12 protein-coding genes and 1 pseudogene are annotated in these 14,662 nt (G+C 70.1%); 9 read left to right on the plus strand and 4 right to left on the minus strand.

Translation table 11 applies throughout. From position 1 onward, the window contains the following. Positions 1-40: 40 nt before the first annotated feature. The gene (locus C9F11_RS30045; protein ID WP_138962195.1) at positions 41-2,932 is read left to right on the plus strand and encodes a vitamin B12-dependent ribonucleotide reductase; all 2,892 of its coding nucleotides are present in this window, start codon (positions 41-43) and stop codon (positions 2,930-2,932) included. A gap of 62 nt (positions 2,933-2,994) precedes the next feature. Here the strand turns inward: C9F11_RS30045 and C9F11_RS30050 are convergent, their stop codons facing one another. Then, positions 2,995-3,525 carry a TerD family protein gene (locus C9F11_RS30050; protein ID WP_138962196.1) on the minus strand — a complete coding sequence of 177 codons (531 nt, stop codon included), beginning with the start codon at positions 3,523-3,525 and terminating at the stop codon, positions 2,995-2,997. 119 nt (positions 3,526-3,644) lie between these two features. Between C9F11_RS30050 and C9F11_RS30055 the strand changes: the two genes are divergently transcribed. After that, a complete protein-coding gene (locus C9F11_RS30055) occupies positions 3,645-4,466 on the plus strand; it encodes an arylamine N-acetyltransferase (RefSeq protein WP_138962197.1) in 822 nt (273 codons plus the stop codon). Positions 4,467-4,499: 33 nt separating this feature from the next. Further along, on the plus strand, positions 4,500-5,105 hold the full coding sequence (locus tag C9F11_RS30060; RefSeq protein WP_138962198.1) for a YdbC family protein: 606 nt from the start codon (positions 4,500-4,502) through the stop codon (positions 5,103-5,105). A 129-nt stretch (positions 5,106-5,234) separates the two neighbouring features. Here C9F11_RS30060 and C9F11_RS30065 read toward each other — a convergent pair. Next, positions 5,235-5,852, minus strand: a pseudogene (locus C9F11_RS30065) (TetR/AcrR family transcriptional regulator C-terminal ligand-binding domain-containing protein); the annotation flags it as partial. Between the two features lie 414 nt (positions 5,853-6,266). Between C9F11_RS30065 and abc-f the strand changes: the two are divergent. From abc-f to C9F11_RS30080, 3 genes are read left to right on the plus strand one after another with little or no spacing between them, the layout of a single operon-like run. Then, on the plus strand, positions 6,267-7,877 hold the full coding sequence (gene abc-f, locus C9F11_RS30070; RefSeq protein WP_138962199.1) for a ribosomal protection-like ABC-F family protein: 1,611 nt from the start codon (positions 6,267-6,269) through the stop codon (positions 7,875-7,877). Positions 7,878-7,911: 34 nt separating this feature from the next. Next, positions 7,912-8,571 (plus strand): histidine phosphatase family protein, encoded by a 660-nt coding sequence (locus tag C9F11_RS30075; protein ID WP_138962200.1) that lies wholly within the window; start codon positions 7,912-7,914, stop codon positions 8,569-8,571. Between the two features lie 12 nt (positions 8,572-8,583). Beyond that, positions 8,584-9,489 (plus strand): ADP-ribosylglycohydrolase family protein, encoded by a 906-nt coding sequence (locus tag C9F11_RS30080; RefSeq protein WP_138962201.1) that lies wholly within the window; start codon positions 8,584-8,586, stop codon positions 9,487-9,489. 238 nt (positions 9,490-9,727) lie between these two features. On the opposite strand, the gene C9F11_RS30085 is transcribed toward C9F11_RS30080, so the two are convergent. Beyond that, positions 9,728-11,284: an MFS transporter gene (locus tag C9F11_RS30085; protein ID WP_138962202.1), complete on the minus strand. Its 1,557-nt coding sequence runs from the start codon at positions 11,282-11,284 to the stop codon at positions 9,728-9,730. Between the two features lie 127 nt (positions 11,285-11,411). On the opposite strand from C9F11_RS30085, the gene C9F11_RS30090 reads away from it, so the two are divergent. The 3 genes from C9F11_RS30090 to C9F11_RS30100 all read left to right on the plus strand — a co-directional run bounded on the left by C9F11_RS30090 (position 11,412) and on the right by C9F11_RS30100 (position 13,698). Then, complete coding sequence (locus C9F11_RS30090) at positions 11,412-12,026, plus strand: TetR/AcrR family transcriptional regulator (protein ID WP_138962203.1); 615 nt, start codon at positions 11,412-11,414, stop codon at positions 12,024-12,026. Between the two features lie 227 nt (positions 12,027-12,253). Beyond that, on the plus strand, positions 12,254-12,955 hold the full coding sequence (locus C9F11_RS30095; RefSeq protein WP_138962204.1) for a ribonuclease HII: 702 nt from the start codon (positions 12,254-12,256) through the stop codon (positions 12,953-12,955). Positions 12,956-13,032: 77 nt separating this feature from the next. Further along, positions 13,033-13,698, plus strand: a complete 666-nt coding sequence (locus C9F11_RS30100; protein WP_138962205.1) for a hypothetical protein — start codon at positions 13,033-13,035, stop codon at positions 13,696-13,698. Positions 13,699-13,970: 272 nt separating this feature from the next. Here the strand turns inward: C9F11_RS30100 and C9F11_RS30105 are convergent, their stop codons facing one another. Next, a complete protein-coding gene (locus C9F11_RS30105; RefSeq protein ID WP_138962206.1) occupies positions 13,971-14,639 on the minus strand; it encodes a hypothetical protein in 669 nt (222 codons plus the stop codon). Positions 14,640-14,662 lie beyond the last annotated feature (23 nt).

A 14,662-nucleotide genomic window follows, 5' to 3' on the forward strand; every position in this document is an offset into this window, starting at 1 on the left:
CGGCACTTCAGGGCGTTTTAGCCTGATACAGGGAGGCGGCATGACCGAGACGACGAGCGGCCCCGCACGAGGTTCCCGCGCCAAGGGAGCCAAGGGCGGCAAGGGCCTGCGCATCGAGCGCATCCACACGACCCCCGGCGTGCACCCTTACGACGAGGTGGCCTGGGAGCGTCGTGACGTCGTCATGACCAACTGGCGCGACGGTTCGGTCAACTTCGAGCAGCGCGGCGTCGAGTTCCCCGACTTCTGGTCGGTGAACGCGGTCAACATCGTCACGAGCAAGTACTTCCGGGGCGCGGTCGGCACCCCGCAGCGTGAGGTCAGCCTCAAGCAGCTCATCGACCGCATCGTGCAGACGTACCGGAAGGCCGGCGAGGACCACAAGTACTTCGCCTCCCCCGCGGACGCCGAGATCTTCGAGCACGAGCTGGCGTACGCCCTCCTGCACCAGATCTTCAGCTTCAACTCGCCGGTGTGGTTCAACGTCGGCACGCCCCAGCCGCAGCAGGTCTCCGCCTGCTTCATCCTCTCGGTCGACGACTCCATGGAGTCGATTCTCGAGTGGTACAAGGAAGAGGGCATGATCTTCAAGGGCGGCTCCGGGGCCGGCCTGAACCTCTCCCGCATCCGTTCCTCCAAGGAACTGCTGTCCTCCGGAGGCAACGCCTCGGGTCCGGTCTCCTTCATGCGGGGCGCCGACGCCTCCGCAGGAACGATCAAGTCGGGCGGCGCCACCCGCCGCGCGGCCAAGATGGTCATCCTCGACGTCGACCACCCCGACATCGAGGGCTTCATCGAGACCAAGGTCAAGGAAGAGGAGAAGATCCGCGCGCTGCGCGACGCGGGCTTCGACATGGACCTGGGCGGCGACGACATCACGTCCGTCCAGTACCAGAACGCCAACAACTCGGTCCGCGTGAACGACGAGTTCATGAAGGCCGTGGAGTCCGGCGGCAAGTTCGGCCTCCGCGCCCGGATGACCGGCGACGTCATCGAGGAGGTCGACGCCAAGTCGCTCTTCCGCAAGATGGCCGAGGCCGCCTGGGCCTGCGCCGACCCGGGCATCCAGTACGACGACACGATCAACGCCTGGCACACCTGCCCGGAGTCCGGCCGCATCAACGGCTCGAACCCGTGCAGCGAGTACATGCACCTGGACAACACGTCCTGCAACCTCGCCTCGCTGAACCTGATGAAGTTCCTCAAGGACGACGGCAAGGGCAACCAGTCCTTCGAGTCCGAGCGCTTCGCCAAGGTCGTCGAGCTGGTCATCACGGCGATGGACATCTCCATCTGCTTCGCCGACTTCCCGACCCAGAAGATCGGCGAGAACACCCGCGCCTTCCGCCAGCTCGGCATCGGCTACGCCAACCTCGGCGCCCTGCTGATGGCCACCGGCCACGCGTACGACTCCGACGGCGGCCGCGCCCTCGCCGGTGCCATCACGTCGCTGATGACCGGCACCTCGTACAAGCGCTCCGCCGAGCTGGCCGCGGTCGTCGGCCCGTACGACGGCTACGCCCGCAACGCCGAGCCGCACAAGCGCGTCATGAAGCAGCACGCCGACGCCAACGCCACGGCCGTCCGCATGGACGACCTGGACACCCCGATCTGGGCCGCCGCCACGGAGGCCTGGCAGGACGTCCAGCGCCTCGGCGAGAAGAACGGTTTCCGTAACTCCCAGGCCTCGGTCATCGCCCCCACCGGCACCATCGGTCTCGCGATGTCCTGCGACACCACCGGCCTCGAGCCCGACCTGGCCCTGGTCAAGTTCAAGAAGCTCGTCGGCGGCGGCTCGATGCAGATCGTCAACGGCACCGTGCCGCAGGCCCTGCGCCGCCTGGGCTACCAGGAGGAGCAGATCGAGGCGGTCGTCGCCCACATCGCCGAGAACGGCAATGTGATCGACGCCCCGGGCCTGAAGACCGAGCACTACGAGGTCTTCGACTGCGCCATGGGTGAGCGCTCCATCTCCGCGATGGGCCACGTCCGCATGATGGCGGCCATCCAGCCGTGGATCTCCGGCGCGCTCTCCAAGACGGTCAACCTGCCGGAGACGGCGACCGTCGAGGACGTCGAAGAGGTCTACTTCGAGGCCTGGAAGATGGGCGTCAAGGCGCTCGCGATCTACCGCGACAACTGCAAGGTCGGCCAGCCCCTCTCCGCCAAGAAGAAGGAAGAGGAGAAGGCCGAGGTCACGGAGAAGACCGAGGCGACGATCCGCGAGGCCGTCGAGAAGGTCGTCGAGTACCGTCCGGTCCGCAAGCGTCTGCCCAAGGGCCGTCCCGGCATCACCACCTCCTTCACGGTGGGCGGCGCCGAGGGCTACATGACCGCGAACTCCTACCCGGACGACGGTCTCGGTGAGGTCTTCCTGAAGATGTCCAAGCAGGGCTCCACCCTCGCGGGCATGATGGACGCCTTCTCCATCGCCGTCTCCGTCGGTCTGCAGTACGGCGTGCCCCTGGAGACGTACGTCTCCAAGTTCACGAACATGCGCTTCGAGCCGGCCGGCATGACGGACGACCCGGACGTGCGGATGGCGCAGTCGATCGTCGACTACATCTTCCGCCGCCTCGCGCTGGACTTCCTGCCCTTCGAGACCCGCTCCGCGCTCGGCATCCACTCCGCCGAGGAGCGTCAGCGTCACCTGGAGACCGGTTCGTACGAGCCGGCCGACGAGGACGTCGACGTGGAGGGCCTGGCCCAGTCCGCTCCGCGCCAGACGGAGACCCTGAAGGCCGTCGCCGCCCCGGTGGCGAAGGCCGAGGTGCCCGCTCCGCAGCAGGCGCACACCAGCGCCGAGCTCGTCGAGATGCAGCTGGGCATCCAGGCGGACGCGCCGCTGTGTTTCTCCTGCGGTACGAAGATGCAGCGCGCAGGCTCGTGCTACATCTGTGAGGGCTGCGGCTCCACCAGCGGCTGCAGCTGACCGCTTGACGCCGTGAGATGAGGGGCGGCGGGCCTTCGGGCCCGCCGCCCCTCATCGCTGTCTCAGCGGACGCCGCCCATGGCGGACGTGAAGGACGCCAGGTCGGTGTCGAAGCCGTGGAGCAGCTCGCGGAAGGTCCAGGGACCGCCCGGCTGGTCCCGGGCGAACTCGGCGACCACGCAGGCCGTGCTGCCGGCCACTTCGGTGAAGTCGTGCTCCGTGAGGTCCGTGTATCCCTCGCGGATGCGGACCGCGGCATTCACTATGTCGCTGAAGACCCTGCCCTCCGGGGGCTGCTGGATGGCCACGCCGACCACCACGCGCACGTACCTCTCGGCGAGCCGCTCCAGCTCCAGGACCATGACCTCGTCGTAGCCGAAGCCCTGGCCGGTCCTGCTGTCCCTGCTGAGCGTGATCGTGCCGTCCGGGGAGCGGCTGTCGAAGTGCACGAGGTAGGCGGGGCTGCCGTAGGGGTCCTCGGAGGTGTACGTCGCGGCGACGATGTCCAGGTCGTGGGGCGACGTGCCGAGAGGGCTCGGGTCCCATCTCAGGCCGACCTCGACCTTCTCGAGCCCTTTCCTGATGTTGCTCACCGAACTCCCCCTCACCGTCCGCCGGTTGCCAGTGCTACGGACACGCTAAGGCTTCCCACTGACATCGGCGTCATGACCCGTGGCTTTGCGCCGAGCGCCCCCGCGGTGATCATTGTTGCGTGACATGGAACGAGAAGGAACTGGATGTCGAGGCCTATCTGGCCAGGATCGCCTACGAAGGGGAGACGAAGCCCGATCTGGCGACGCTGCGCGCGCTGCACCGCGCGCATGTGACGGCCATCCCTTTCGAAAACCTTGAGATCATGCTCGGCCGTCCCGTCCTGCTGGACGTGGCCGCTCTGCAGGACAAGATGGTGCGCCGTCTGCGCGGCGGTTACTGTTACGAACAGAACCTGCTGTTCGCCGCGGCGCTGGAGCGCATCGGCTTCTCCGTGACGGGACTCGGCGCCCGCGTCAGGGCGGGAGCGCCGTCCGTGCGCCCGGTGACGCACATGCTGCTGAAGGTCGAGGCGGACGGCGAACGGTGGCACTGTGACGTCGGGTTCGGTGGCGAAGGGCTGCTAGAGCCCCTTTTGCTGCACGACGGGGTGGACGAGCGCCAAGGAGAGTGGCGGTTCAGTCTGAAGAGCGAGCCGGACGGCGTGATGGTGCTGCGGACCGAGCACCCTGACGGCTGGTTCGACCTCTACTCGTACACGTCGACTCCGTGTCTTCCCGTCGACTACACCGTCATGAACCACTTCATCTCCACTCACCCCAAGTCCCCTTTCGTCCGCCGTCCCATCCTGCAAAAGGCGACCCCTGAGGTGCGCCTTCGGCTGGCCGGTACGGAGCTGGTCGTCACCGCACCCGACGGCCAACTGGAGAAACGAGCCGTGACCGGAGGCGAGTTGAGGGACGTACTCGTGCGCGAGTTCGGTATCGAGCTCAGTGAGCAGGAGCTCGCCGACCTGATCCGGGGGCACTACCCGGGAGCGTGACCCGCGCCACGCGCCGCACCGTACGATGGCGCGGTGCTGGTCAAGTGGATTCGCTGCACCGTCGTGGACCGCCGGGGATTCGAGCGGGCGCAGCGAAAGTGGGCGGGGCTTCTGGGGGAGCCGGGTTTCCGGGGACAGGGCGGGGGATGGAGTCGTGGTCGGCCGAACGTGGCGCACATCTTCGCGTTCTGGGAGAGCCGGGCCTTCTACGACTCCTTCATGGCGCGCTCGCACGACCGGCTCGCGGCGGCGCAGGTGGGCACCTACAGAGACATCCAGGTCAAACTGTTCGACCACCGTTTCGACGTGAAGACGGGCTTCGAACCGCGCTTCACGGACACCGACGTGGTCCGCGTGGCGCACTGTCGCGTCCACGAGGAGCGGGTCGAACACTTCGCGCTGATGCAGGAGAAGGTCTGGAACCCGGCGATGGCCGGCTCGCCGGGGATGGTCCGGGGGCTCTTCGGCGAGGCTCCGGGGCACGAATTCCTGGTCCTGTCGATGTGGCAGTCGGCCGCCGAGCACGGCAAGTACCGCGCGGAGCGCGTGGAACGGCTCTCGCTGCGCGCGCAGACGGAGGCCGATGTCGCGGCGCTCGCAGGCGATGTCGTGGAGCTGGAGCCGTCCTGGACGGTGTGACGCGGCTGTCCGTGAACGGGGATTCGGGGCCCCTGCCCCTGAGGGCAGGCGTCTCGGGGCCTCCCTGCGTCTGAGGGCAGGTGCTGTCCGAGGCGTGCGAACGCTCCCGCGCGCGGGAGCGACCCCGCGTCAGCGGCTCTCTGCGGTACTGGTCCGGTCGAACGCCCCCGCGCGCGTGGCGGCCGCCGCAGCGGCCGCCGACTGGTCGGCGAGCGCGGCGTCGATGGGCTCCCGGGTGATGAACAACCGCAGCATGAGTGGCGCCGAAACGGCCCGGACGAGTGCTGCCGCGTCGGTGCCGGCCGTCGTCTCGCCACGCGCCACCGCGCGCGCGACCACGGCCTCGCAGCGCGTGAACCGCTCGGTGTAGAACGCGCGCAGGGCGTCGGCCGCGCGCGGGGACTGGAAGGCGGCGGCGATGAACGCGGTCGGCGCGGCGGCGTCCGCCGGGTCGGCGAACGCGTCCACGACCTCGTGGGCGAGCGCGCGCAGATCGCCCTCCAGGGAGCCGGTGTCGGGTGGTGTCCAGGTGTCCTCGCCCGCCATGTCCAGGGCGTCGGCCACCAGCCCCTCCAGGCCGCCCCAGCGGCGGTAGAGCGTCGTCTTGTGGACGCCGGAGTGCTCGGCCACGTATTCGATGGTGAGACCCGGGTAGCCGTGGTCGCTCAGACCGCTCAGCACCGCGTCGCGCACGGCCGCGCGGGTGCGGGCGGTGCGTCCGCCGGGGCGGCTGGTGCCGGGGGCGGGGCGTGGGTTCGAGGGGTTTGCGGAGTGCGGGGTCGTGGATCGCTGGGCCGCGAGGTCCGTGGTGTCTTCGTCGGTCCCGCCGGGGCTGGGGGTGGCGTCTCCCGCCGGGACCCGACCCGTGGGATGGCCTTTGCGTGATGCCCCAGCGGCGCCGCTCTTGGCCTGCTTGGCCGTGCCGGGTCGCTGGACCTCGCCGAACTGCCCGGGCGTGTGCGTGCCGCTGGCCTTGCGGCCCTGACCAGCAGGAACGGCTTCGCCTGTCATCGCTCTCCCTCTGCAAGCATCATGAGCGCACATTCAATCACTACTTCTGTTGCATTAGTGAGTCCGTCGTGTCACACTCATCGTAATGCGACAAGCGTTGCGTTTGCTTGTCGGCGGGTGAATGCGGGTTGTGCGGAAACGGGGGTGTCCATGCCTACTCAGATCTCAGTGCGCGGCGTGACCAAGTCCAGGGGTGACCGGCTGCTGTTCGACGACGTGTCCTTCACCGTGCGCCCGGGGGAGCGTGTGGGGGTCGTCGGGGAGAACGGCGCGGGCAAGTCCACGCTCCTGCACCTCCTCGCGGGGAGCACGCAGCCCGACGACGGCGAGGCGGTGACCGTCACCGAAAGGGGCGCTGGGCTCCTGGCGCAGACACCCCAACTGCCCGCCGAGCGCGGCGTCGACGACGCGATCGACGCCGCCCTTGCCGACCTGCGCTCCATGGAGCGGCGTCTGCGTGATCTAGAAGCTGACCTCGAAACCGCATCCGGCACGGCGCTGGAGGAGTACGGCGACCTGCTCACCGCCTTCGAACTGCGCGGTGGCTATGAGGCCGACGCGCGCGTCGACAAAGCCATGCACGGTCTTGGGCTCGCGCACATCGACCGCGACCGCCGACTGGGCAGCCTGTCCGGCGGCGAGCAGGCGAGACTCGGCCTCGCGTGCTTGATCGCGGCGGCCCCCGAGGTGATGCTCCTGGACGAGCCCACCAACCACCTCGACGAAAGCGCGCTGGACTGGTTGGAGACCGCTCTGATCGCACACCGGGGCACGGTCGTCGCGGTCTCGCACGACCGCACGTTCCTGGAGCGCGTCGCCACCGCGATCCTCGAGGTGGACGACGCCCGCCGCACGGTCGTGCGCTATGGGGGCGGTTATCGGGGTCTGCTCGCCGAGCGCGAGGCCGCCCGGCGGCGCTGGGAGCAGGCCTACGCCGAGTGGTGCGAGGAAGCCCATCGCCTTGAGGGGTTCACGGCGACCACGGCACACGCCGTGGCCGGAGGCCGCGCCATGAAGGACAACAACAAAATGGCGTACGACCGGGCCGGAGGCCGAGTGCAGGCCTCCATCGCGGGCCGCGTCCGCAACGCCCAGGAGCGGCTGCGTCGTCTGCGCGAACACCCGGTGCCCAAGCCGCCGGAGCCGTTGCGGTTCGCCGCGCGGCCCACGTCCGGAGCGGTCGAAGGGCCCCTGGTGATGCTCCGGGACGTGCGGATCGGAGACCGTCTCCATGTGCCGGAGCTCACGATCTCCGCAGGTGAGCGCCTGCTTGTCCACGGGGGCAACGGCGCCGGGAAGTCCACGCTCCTCCGCACCCTGGCGGGCGTACTCGACCCGGACGAGGGCACGGTCGTGCGCCGCGGCCGCATCGGCTACCTCGCCCAGGAGATCCCGGTGCGCCACCCCGCCGAGCGGGTGCTCGAAACCTTCGGCAGGGGCCTGCCGCTCACCGAGGAGGAGCAGGCCGAACTGCTGCTCTCCTACGGCCTGTTCCGGCCCCGCGACCTGCACGTCCCCGTGGGGGCGCTCTCTGCCGGGCAGCGCCGCAGGCTCGCTCTCGCTCGGCTGCTCGCCCGCCCCGCCGATCTGCTGTTGCTCGACGAACCGGCCAACCATCTGGCGCTCACCCTGGTCGAAGAGCTGGAGCAGGCCCTGGACCAGTGGACCGGCGCCCTCGTGGTCGTCTCGCACGACCGACTCCTCCGGAGCCGCTTCACGGGCCGAATACTCCGGATGGAGTCCGGTCGGCTACCCGGCTGACCCATGCCCGGAGCGGCCGATCTAGGGTCGACCCATGGCTCGACCGCGGCGCATCGTCCTCGTCCGGCACGGCGAGTCGGCTGGAAACGCCGACGACACCGTGTACGAGCGCGAGCCTGACCACGCCCTCGCCCTGACCGAGACGGGGTGGCGCCAGGCGGAGGAGACCGGGAAGGGGCTGCGGGAGCTCTTCGGCCAGGAGCGGGTCAGTGTCTACCTCTCGCCGTACCGCCGCACCCACGAGACCTTCCGGGCCTTCCACCTCGCACCCCAGCAGGTGCGCGTGCGGGAGGAGCCCCGGCTGAGGGAGCAGGACTGGGGAAACTGGCAGGACCGGGACGACGTCAAGCTGCAGAAGGCCTACCGCGACGCCTATGGGCACTTCTTCTACCGCTTCGCCCAGGGCGAGTCGGGCGCCGATGTCTACGACCGGGTCGGATCCTTCCTGGAGAGCCTCTTCCGCAGCTTCGAGGCTCCCGACCATCCGCCGAACGTCCTGCTCGTGACGCACGGCCTGACCATGCGCCTGTTCTGCATGCGCTGGTTCCACTGGACGGTGGCCGACTTCGAATCGCTGTCCAACCCGGGCAACGGCGAGACGCGGACGCTGCTGCTCGGCGAGAACGGCAAGTACACACTCGACCGACCGTTCGAGCGCTGGCGTGAGCCGGAGCCGTACGGCATCACCGGATAGAGTGACGAGGCGATGACCGCTGACCTCTCTCCTAACCAGCGCCTGGACCGCGCCCTGGCGAGCCTGCGCGGCCTGGCCGTGGGAGACGCGCTGGGCTCACAGTTCTTCACGCCCGCGCACTACCCACTGCTCCAGCGGCGCGAGCTGCCGGACGGTCCCTGGCTTTGGACCGACGACACCGAGATGGCGTGCTCCGTGCTGGCCGTCCTCACCACGCACGGCCGCGTCGACCAGGACGCCCTGGCCCGCTCCTTCGCCGAGCACCACCACGCGGACCGGGGGTACGGCCCGGCCGTCAGCCGCCTCCTCGACCAGATCCGGGGCGGCGGGGACTGGCGCGAGCTGGCCTCCGCCCTGTTCAAGGGGCAGGGCTCCTGGGGCAACGGCGCGTCCATGCGGATCGCACCGCTCGGCGCCTGGTACGCCACCGACCCGGAGCAGGCCACGCACCAGGCGGAGATCTCGGCCTATACGACCCACCAGCACCGGGAGGCCGTCGTCGGGGCCATGGCGGTCGCCGCCGCGGCCGCACTGGCGGCCGCCCCGGAAGGGCCGCCGACCTCCAGGGCGCTTCTCGACGGTGTCATCGCCCTGGTGCCCCGCAGCGCCGTGGGCGCGGGCCTTCGCCGGGCCCGGGACATGCTCGACTACGACGACCCCGGGACGGTCGCCGCGGTCCTCGGTTGCGGCCGCCGTACGACGGCCCACGACACGGTGCCGTTCGCGCTGTGGTCGGCGGCCCGCGCGCTGGACGACTACGAGCGGGCGTTCTGGGCCACTGTGGCGGTGGGCGGCGACATGGACACCACCTGTGCCATCGTCGGAGGAGTCGTGGCGGCCGCAGGCGGGAAGCCGCCGACGTCGTGGCTGGAGCGGACAGAGGCGCTGCCCGAGTGGGTGCCCACGGAGGGGCGCTGACCCGCTGGGACGTGCCGACCGAGGTCGGCTTGCTGGGGGCCTCAGGGCCGGTGTGGGCCGGTGCGCAGGCCTGGAAGGGCCGTGGGCGGGACCCGTCAGGCCTGGAAGCGGCCTGGGGCGGGAGTCGGGTTGCGTGGCTTCGGCGGACCTGATGGTTCCCGTGGGTGCCAGGTGGTCCGCCGGGCGTCTGGCCCGGTCTGCCCCGCCGTTGCCGACGGCCCGGCACCCACGGCTGGCTTCAGCCTCCGGAGGGACCCGCGGCGCTCGCCGTACCCGCGAGCGCGTCCAGGTCGCTCTTGCGCACCCGGATGACCAGCAAGGCGGTCACCAGGGCGAGCACGGCCATGGCCACGGCCGGGAGGAAGGCCGTGGAAATGCCCTTGGACAGCACCTCGTGGCCCCACGGCGCGGGGAGCTCGTGGCTCTTGGCGAAGGCGGCCTTCTGTTCCGGTGAGGCCTTCGCCATGAAGTCCGGGATCTGGTCCTTGGCCTCGTCCCGGCTCGCCGTGCCGAAGACCGTGGTCAGGATGGAGAGACCGAGTGAACCACCCACCTGCTGGGTCGCGTTGAGCAGGCCCGACGCGGCGCCCGCCTCGTGCACGGCGACTCCGGAGACCGCCGTCAGCGTCAGCGTCACGAAGTTCAGGCCCATGCCGAAGCCGAACAACAGCATCGGACCGAGCACCCCGCTGAGGTACGAGCTGTCCGGGGTGATGAACGTCTGCCAGCCGAGCCCCAGAGCGACGATCGACGAGCCGGTCACCATGAAGGGCTTGGGCCCGAGCACCGGCAGCAACCGCTGCGAGAGGCCCGCGCCGACCACGATCGCGGCCGTGACGGGCAGGAAGGCCAGCCCCGCCTGGATGGGCGTGTAGTCCAGGACGTTCTGGACGAAGAGCACGATGAAAAAGAACATGCCGAACATCGCCGCCGCCAGGCTCAGCATGATCACGTACGTGCCCGAGCGGTTGCGGTCGGCGAACATCCGGAGCGGAGTGATCGGCTCCTTGGCGCGGCTCTCGATGAGGACGAACGCGAGGAGCAGGACGACCGCGGCCCCGAACGACCCGAGTGTGAGGCCGTCGCGCCAACCGTCCTCGGACGCCCTGATGAAGCCGTAGACCAGGGAGGCCATGCCCGCGGTCGAGGTCAGGGCGCCCACGAAGTCGAAGCGGCCCGGGTGCCGCTCGGACTCACTGATGTAGAGGGGGGTCAGGAAGGCGATCAGAACGCCGATGGGGACGTTCACGAACAGCACCCAGCGCCAGTCGAGCCACTCGGTGAGCATGCCGCCCGCCAGCAGACCGATGGCGCCGCCGCCCGCGGAGACGGCCGCGAAGACGCCGAACGCGCGGTTGCGCGCCGGACCCTCGGGGAACGTCGTCGTGATCAGTGCGAGCGAGGTGGGGGACGCGATCGCGCCACCGACGCCCTGCAGGGCGCGTGCCGCGAGGAGTTGCCACGGCTCCTGGGCGAATCCGCCGAGGAGCGAGGCGAACGTGAACAGCAGGATGCCGAACATGAAGACCCGGCGGCGGCCGAGGATGTCACCGGCACGGCCGCCGAGCAGCAGCAGGCCGCCGAAGGTGAGGGTGTACGCACTGACGACCCAGGTGAGGTCCGTCGTCGAGAACTCCAGCGCGTCCTGGATGTGCGGGAGCGCGATGTTCACAATCGTCGCGTCCAGGACCACCATGAGTTGGCAGGCGGCGATGATGGTGAGAGCCACGCCGGGATGCCCATCGCGACGGGCGGCACCGGGCTTTTGATCTTGCGCTAACTGAGAGGTTGTCACTATGAGACCCCCGCAAGTGCGTTAGTGAACGCATCCGTTCACTGCCGCGTCCCACGGTAGTGAACCCCGAAGAGTGAACGCAACCGTTCACTGGGGGCTACCTCGAGTCCTCAACGGAGAGATGTAGATGCCTACTTCGCGTTGGAAGGCCGCTTCCGCTCAGGTGGTCTCCTCGCGCCGCCGGGGGCCCGTGCTGGAGCGCGCGATTCTCGATTCCGCGTTGGAGCAGCTCAGTACGGTCGGCTGGAACGGCCTCACGATGGAAGGTGTGGCCGCGGGTGCCCAGACGGGCAAAGCCGCGGTGTACCGTCGCTGGCCGTCCAAGGAGGACCTCGTCATCCACGCCCTACAGGCCGGACTGCCCAAGCTCGACGAGGTGCCGGACTGCGGCAGTGTCCGGGAAGACCTGCTGCAGCTGTGCCGCCAGATGCGCGCGGCCATGACCTCCCGCCCCGGTTACGCCCTGCTCGCCGTCCTTCACGAATGCGACACGGCAACCGCCGAGCGCTTCCATGAGGTGATCGTCGAGGGTGTGATCGAGCCGAGTGTGGAACTCATCCGGCAGGTCATGCGGCGCGGAATCGAGCGCGGAGAGGTCCGTTCCGGAGCGACGGACAAGTACGTCTGCGATGTGATCCCGGCCATGATGATGTACCAGTCCAAGGTGCGCGGGAGCGAATGGCCCGATGAGGAATTCACGGACCTCATCGACCAGGTCATGGTCCCGCTGCTCCGCCCGTAGATCTTCCCGGGACTTCATCACAAGCCCCGGGAGGCCTTCCGGGGGCTCGCAGACGCGTCGCGACGGGGCGCGCCGACGCCCGTCCGCACGTCGGGGGGAAGCGGAATGCGGCCGCCCGGAAGCGGGCGGACGTACGGCACCGGCGGAAGCCCTGGCGCGAACCGGCCCGGAGTGAGGCGAACCGGGGTGTCGCGAGTGGTCACAGGCGGCGTACGCTGTCAGGCGCCATGCCGTACGAAGCACCCACCCATACCGTCGAGCGCTCCTTGCGCGCCACCACCGGAGCGAAGATCGTCGCCGGTGTCGACGAGGTCGGACGCGGAGCGTGGGCGGGCCCGGTCACCGTTTGCGCGGCGGTCACGGGCCTGCGCAGGCCACCCGCGGGGCTCACCGACTCCAAGTTGATCAACCCCAAGCGGCGGGCCGAGCTCGCCCAGGAGCTGACGGGGTGGGTCACGGCGCACGCGCTGGGCCATTCCTCGCCCGAGGAGATCGATGATCTGGGCATGACGGCAGCGCTGCGGCTCGCCGCGGTCCGCGCCCTCGAAGCACTACCGGTGCGGCCGGACGCGGTCATCCTCGACGGGAAGCACGACTACCTCGGAGATCCGTGGCGGGTGCGTACGGTCATCAAGGGCGACCAGTCCTGTGTGGCCGTCGCGGCGGCATCGGTGATCGCCAAGGTTCAGCGCGACAAAATGATGGCCGAACTGGGCATCGAACATGCAGACTTCGGTTTTGCGGCCAACGCCGGCTATCCGTCGCCGGTGCACAAGGCCGCGCTGGCGGAACGGGGGCCCACCCCGTACCACCGGCTTTCGTGGGCGTATCTTGACGCGCTGCCCCAGTGGCGGCACCTCAAGAAGGCCCGCAGCTGGGCGGAGGGAAACGTTCCGGAAATCAAGGGCCAGCTCGGCTTTGAGTTCTGATGTTTTCCGCGGTTCCAGTCGCACTCATGTGCCACCCGCCGACGCGTGTCGCATCGGCGTTTGATAGACAACAACGCATGCCTCTCATTCCCGAGGAGCCTCAGATTCACGAGAGTGCCCAGGGTCCCCGCGCCGCTTCGGCCAACAGCCGCACCGCGCCGACCCCCCGCCCCGTACCCGGTCCGCGTCCCGCGGCTCCGTCGCGCCCCGGCCGTCCCGGCCCCGCGCGGCCGATGCCGCCCGCGCAGCGCGCGACGCGCGAGCCGGCCGTCAAGCCAGGGCCGCAGGCCCCGGCCGTGAAGCCGGGGCCCACCGCTCCGGTTGCCCCGGAAGCCTCGGCCGAAAGCGTCGCGGCTCCGCAGATCCAGTTGATCCCGGCCTCCGCCGACGGCGCCCTCGACGCCGCCGAGGAAGCCGTCGACCTGCTGCTCGACTCGGGTCGCGCTCCGGGTGAGGTCCTGGTGGTCACCACCGGCGAGCTTCACCCGTGGGCCGCGCACGAGCTGTCCTTCGGCGAGGACGCCTACTGGGCCCAGCACGAGGCGGGTGACGACGTCTTCTACGCCGACGCCGCCGTCCTGTCCCGCGCCACGGCCCGCCCCGCGGTCGTCGTCGCACTGAACGGCGGCAGCGAGGAGACCGAGGCCGCGGCCCTGCCCGTAGCGCTCGGCCGGGCCGGTGCCCTGCTGATCGTCTGCGGAGACCCGCAGCGCATCAACGCCATGCTGGGCGCGAGCGTCTGACGCTCCCGCCCGGCGGGCGAGCCGCGGCGCGTGCGCCGCGGCCCGGGGGAGCCACAGCCGTAGGGGTGCCGTGCCGCACTGTGCTCACCCCTGCCCTGCGGTGGTGCGCATGGGGCCTCAGGGGCCGCGCCACGCGGTACGTGAGGCGGGCACGGTGTGGTCGACTGCCCACGGGCTGCACCGCGTCGTCCGGGCCTCACCGCGCCGCCACGCGTCGTCGCAGGCCTCACCGCGTCCCCACGCGCCGCCCGGACTCACCGCGCCGCTGAGGTCTATCGCGCCGCCACGCGCCGTAACATCTCGGACGCCGCGCCCCCGGTCCGCGGCTGACGCGGATCGCCCGCCGCGGTTCCAGCGCCCGGGGCGTGGGCCGTACCGGCGAGGTCCTCGGGCGGCGAACCGGCGCTCGGCCTACGGCCTCCGCGCCCTTCGCCGAGGACCTGCCAACCCTCCCGGGTCAGCGTGATGTACGCCCCGCACCGCAGGCCGTGCAGTGTGCAGGCGTCCCGCAGCCCCCACATCCACGCGCCGTCCTCCTGCGTCCAACGCCCGTCCCCGTCGCGGCAGTAGAGCAGTACGGCGGTGCGCACCGGGGTGCGGCGGCGCAGATCGTGCGGGATGACCCGGCGCAACTGGGCGAGCAGCGCGTTACGGAACACCCATCCGTCCACCGCGCTCGCCCGGCGGGCGAACGACGCGGAGGCTCTGACCCGCTCCTCCGGATCGAGCACGGCCACGATCGCGGTGGCCGGGGTGGGCCGGTGCCGGGCGTGCAGTCCGCTCACGACCTCGCGCGGGTTCCGCAGCAGGGGGATCTCGGCGGCTGACCACTCTGAGGGCTCGAGCATCCGGGTCGGTTGCCGACCGGCGTCGGTCGTCGCGGCAGCGGCCAGGGAATCCGATGCCGACGCCGCAGCGGACGGAGCGAATCCGAAGGTCACGGTCCTCCCTTCGGCTACGCGCC

The organism is Streptomyces sp. YIM 121038, assembly GCF_006088715.1.
Classification (GTDB): domain Bacteria; phylum Actinomycetota; class Actinomycetes; order Streptomycetales; family Streptomycetaceae; genus Streptomyces.

Coding starts and splice junctions, on each gene's coding strand:
- C9F11_RS30045 (WP_138962195.1), top strand. CDS start 41: ATGACCGAGACGACGAGCGGCCCCGCACGAGGTTCCCGCGCCAAGGGA.
- abc-f (WP_138962199.1), top strand. CDS start 6,267: ATGCCTACTCAGATCTCAGTGCGCGGCGTGACCAAGTCCAGGGGTGAC.
- C9F11_RS30075 (WP_138962200.1), top strand. CDS start 7,912: ATGGCTCGACCGCGGCGCATCGTCCTCGTCCGGCACGGCGAGTCGGCT.
- C9F11_RS30080 (WP_138962201.1), top strand. CDS start 8,584: ATGACCGCTGACCTCTCTCCTAACCAGCGCCTGGACCGCGCCCTGGCG.
- C9F11_RS30090 (WP_138962203.1), top strand. CDS start 11,412: ATGCCTACTTCGCGTTGGAAGGCCGCTTCCGCTCAGGTGGTCTCCTCG.
- C9F11_RS30095 (WP_138962204.1), top strand. CDS start 12,254: ATGCCGTACGAAGCACCCACCCATACCGTCGAGCGCTCCTTGCGCGCC.
- C9F11_RS30100 (WP_138962205.1), top strand. CDS start 13,033: ATGCCTCTCATTCCCGAGGAGCCTCAGATTCACGAGAGTGCCCAGGGT.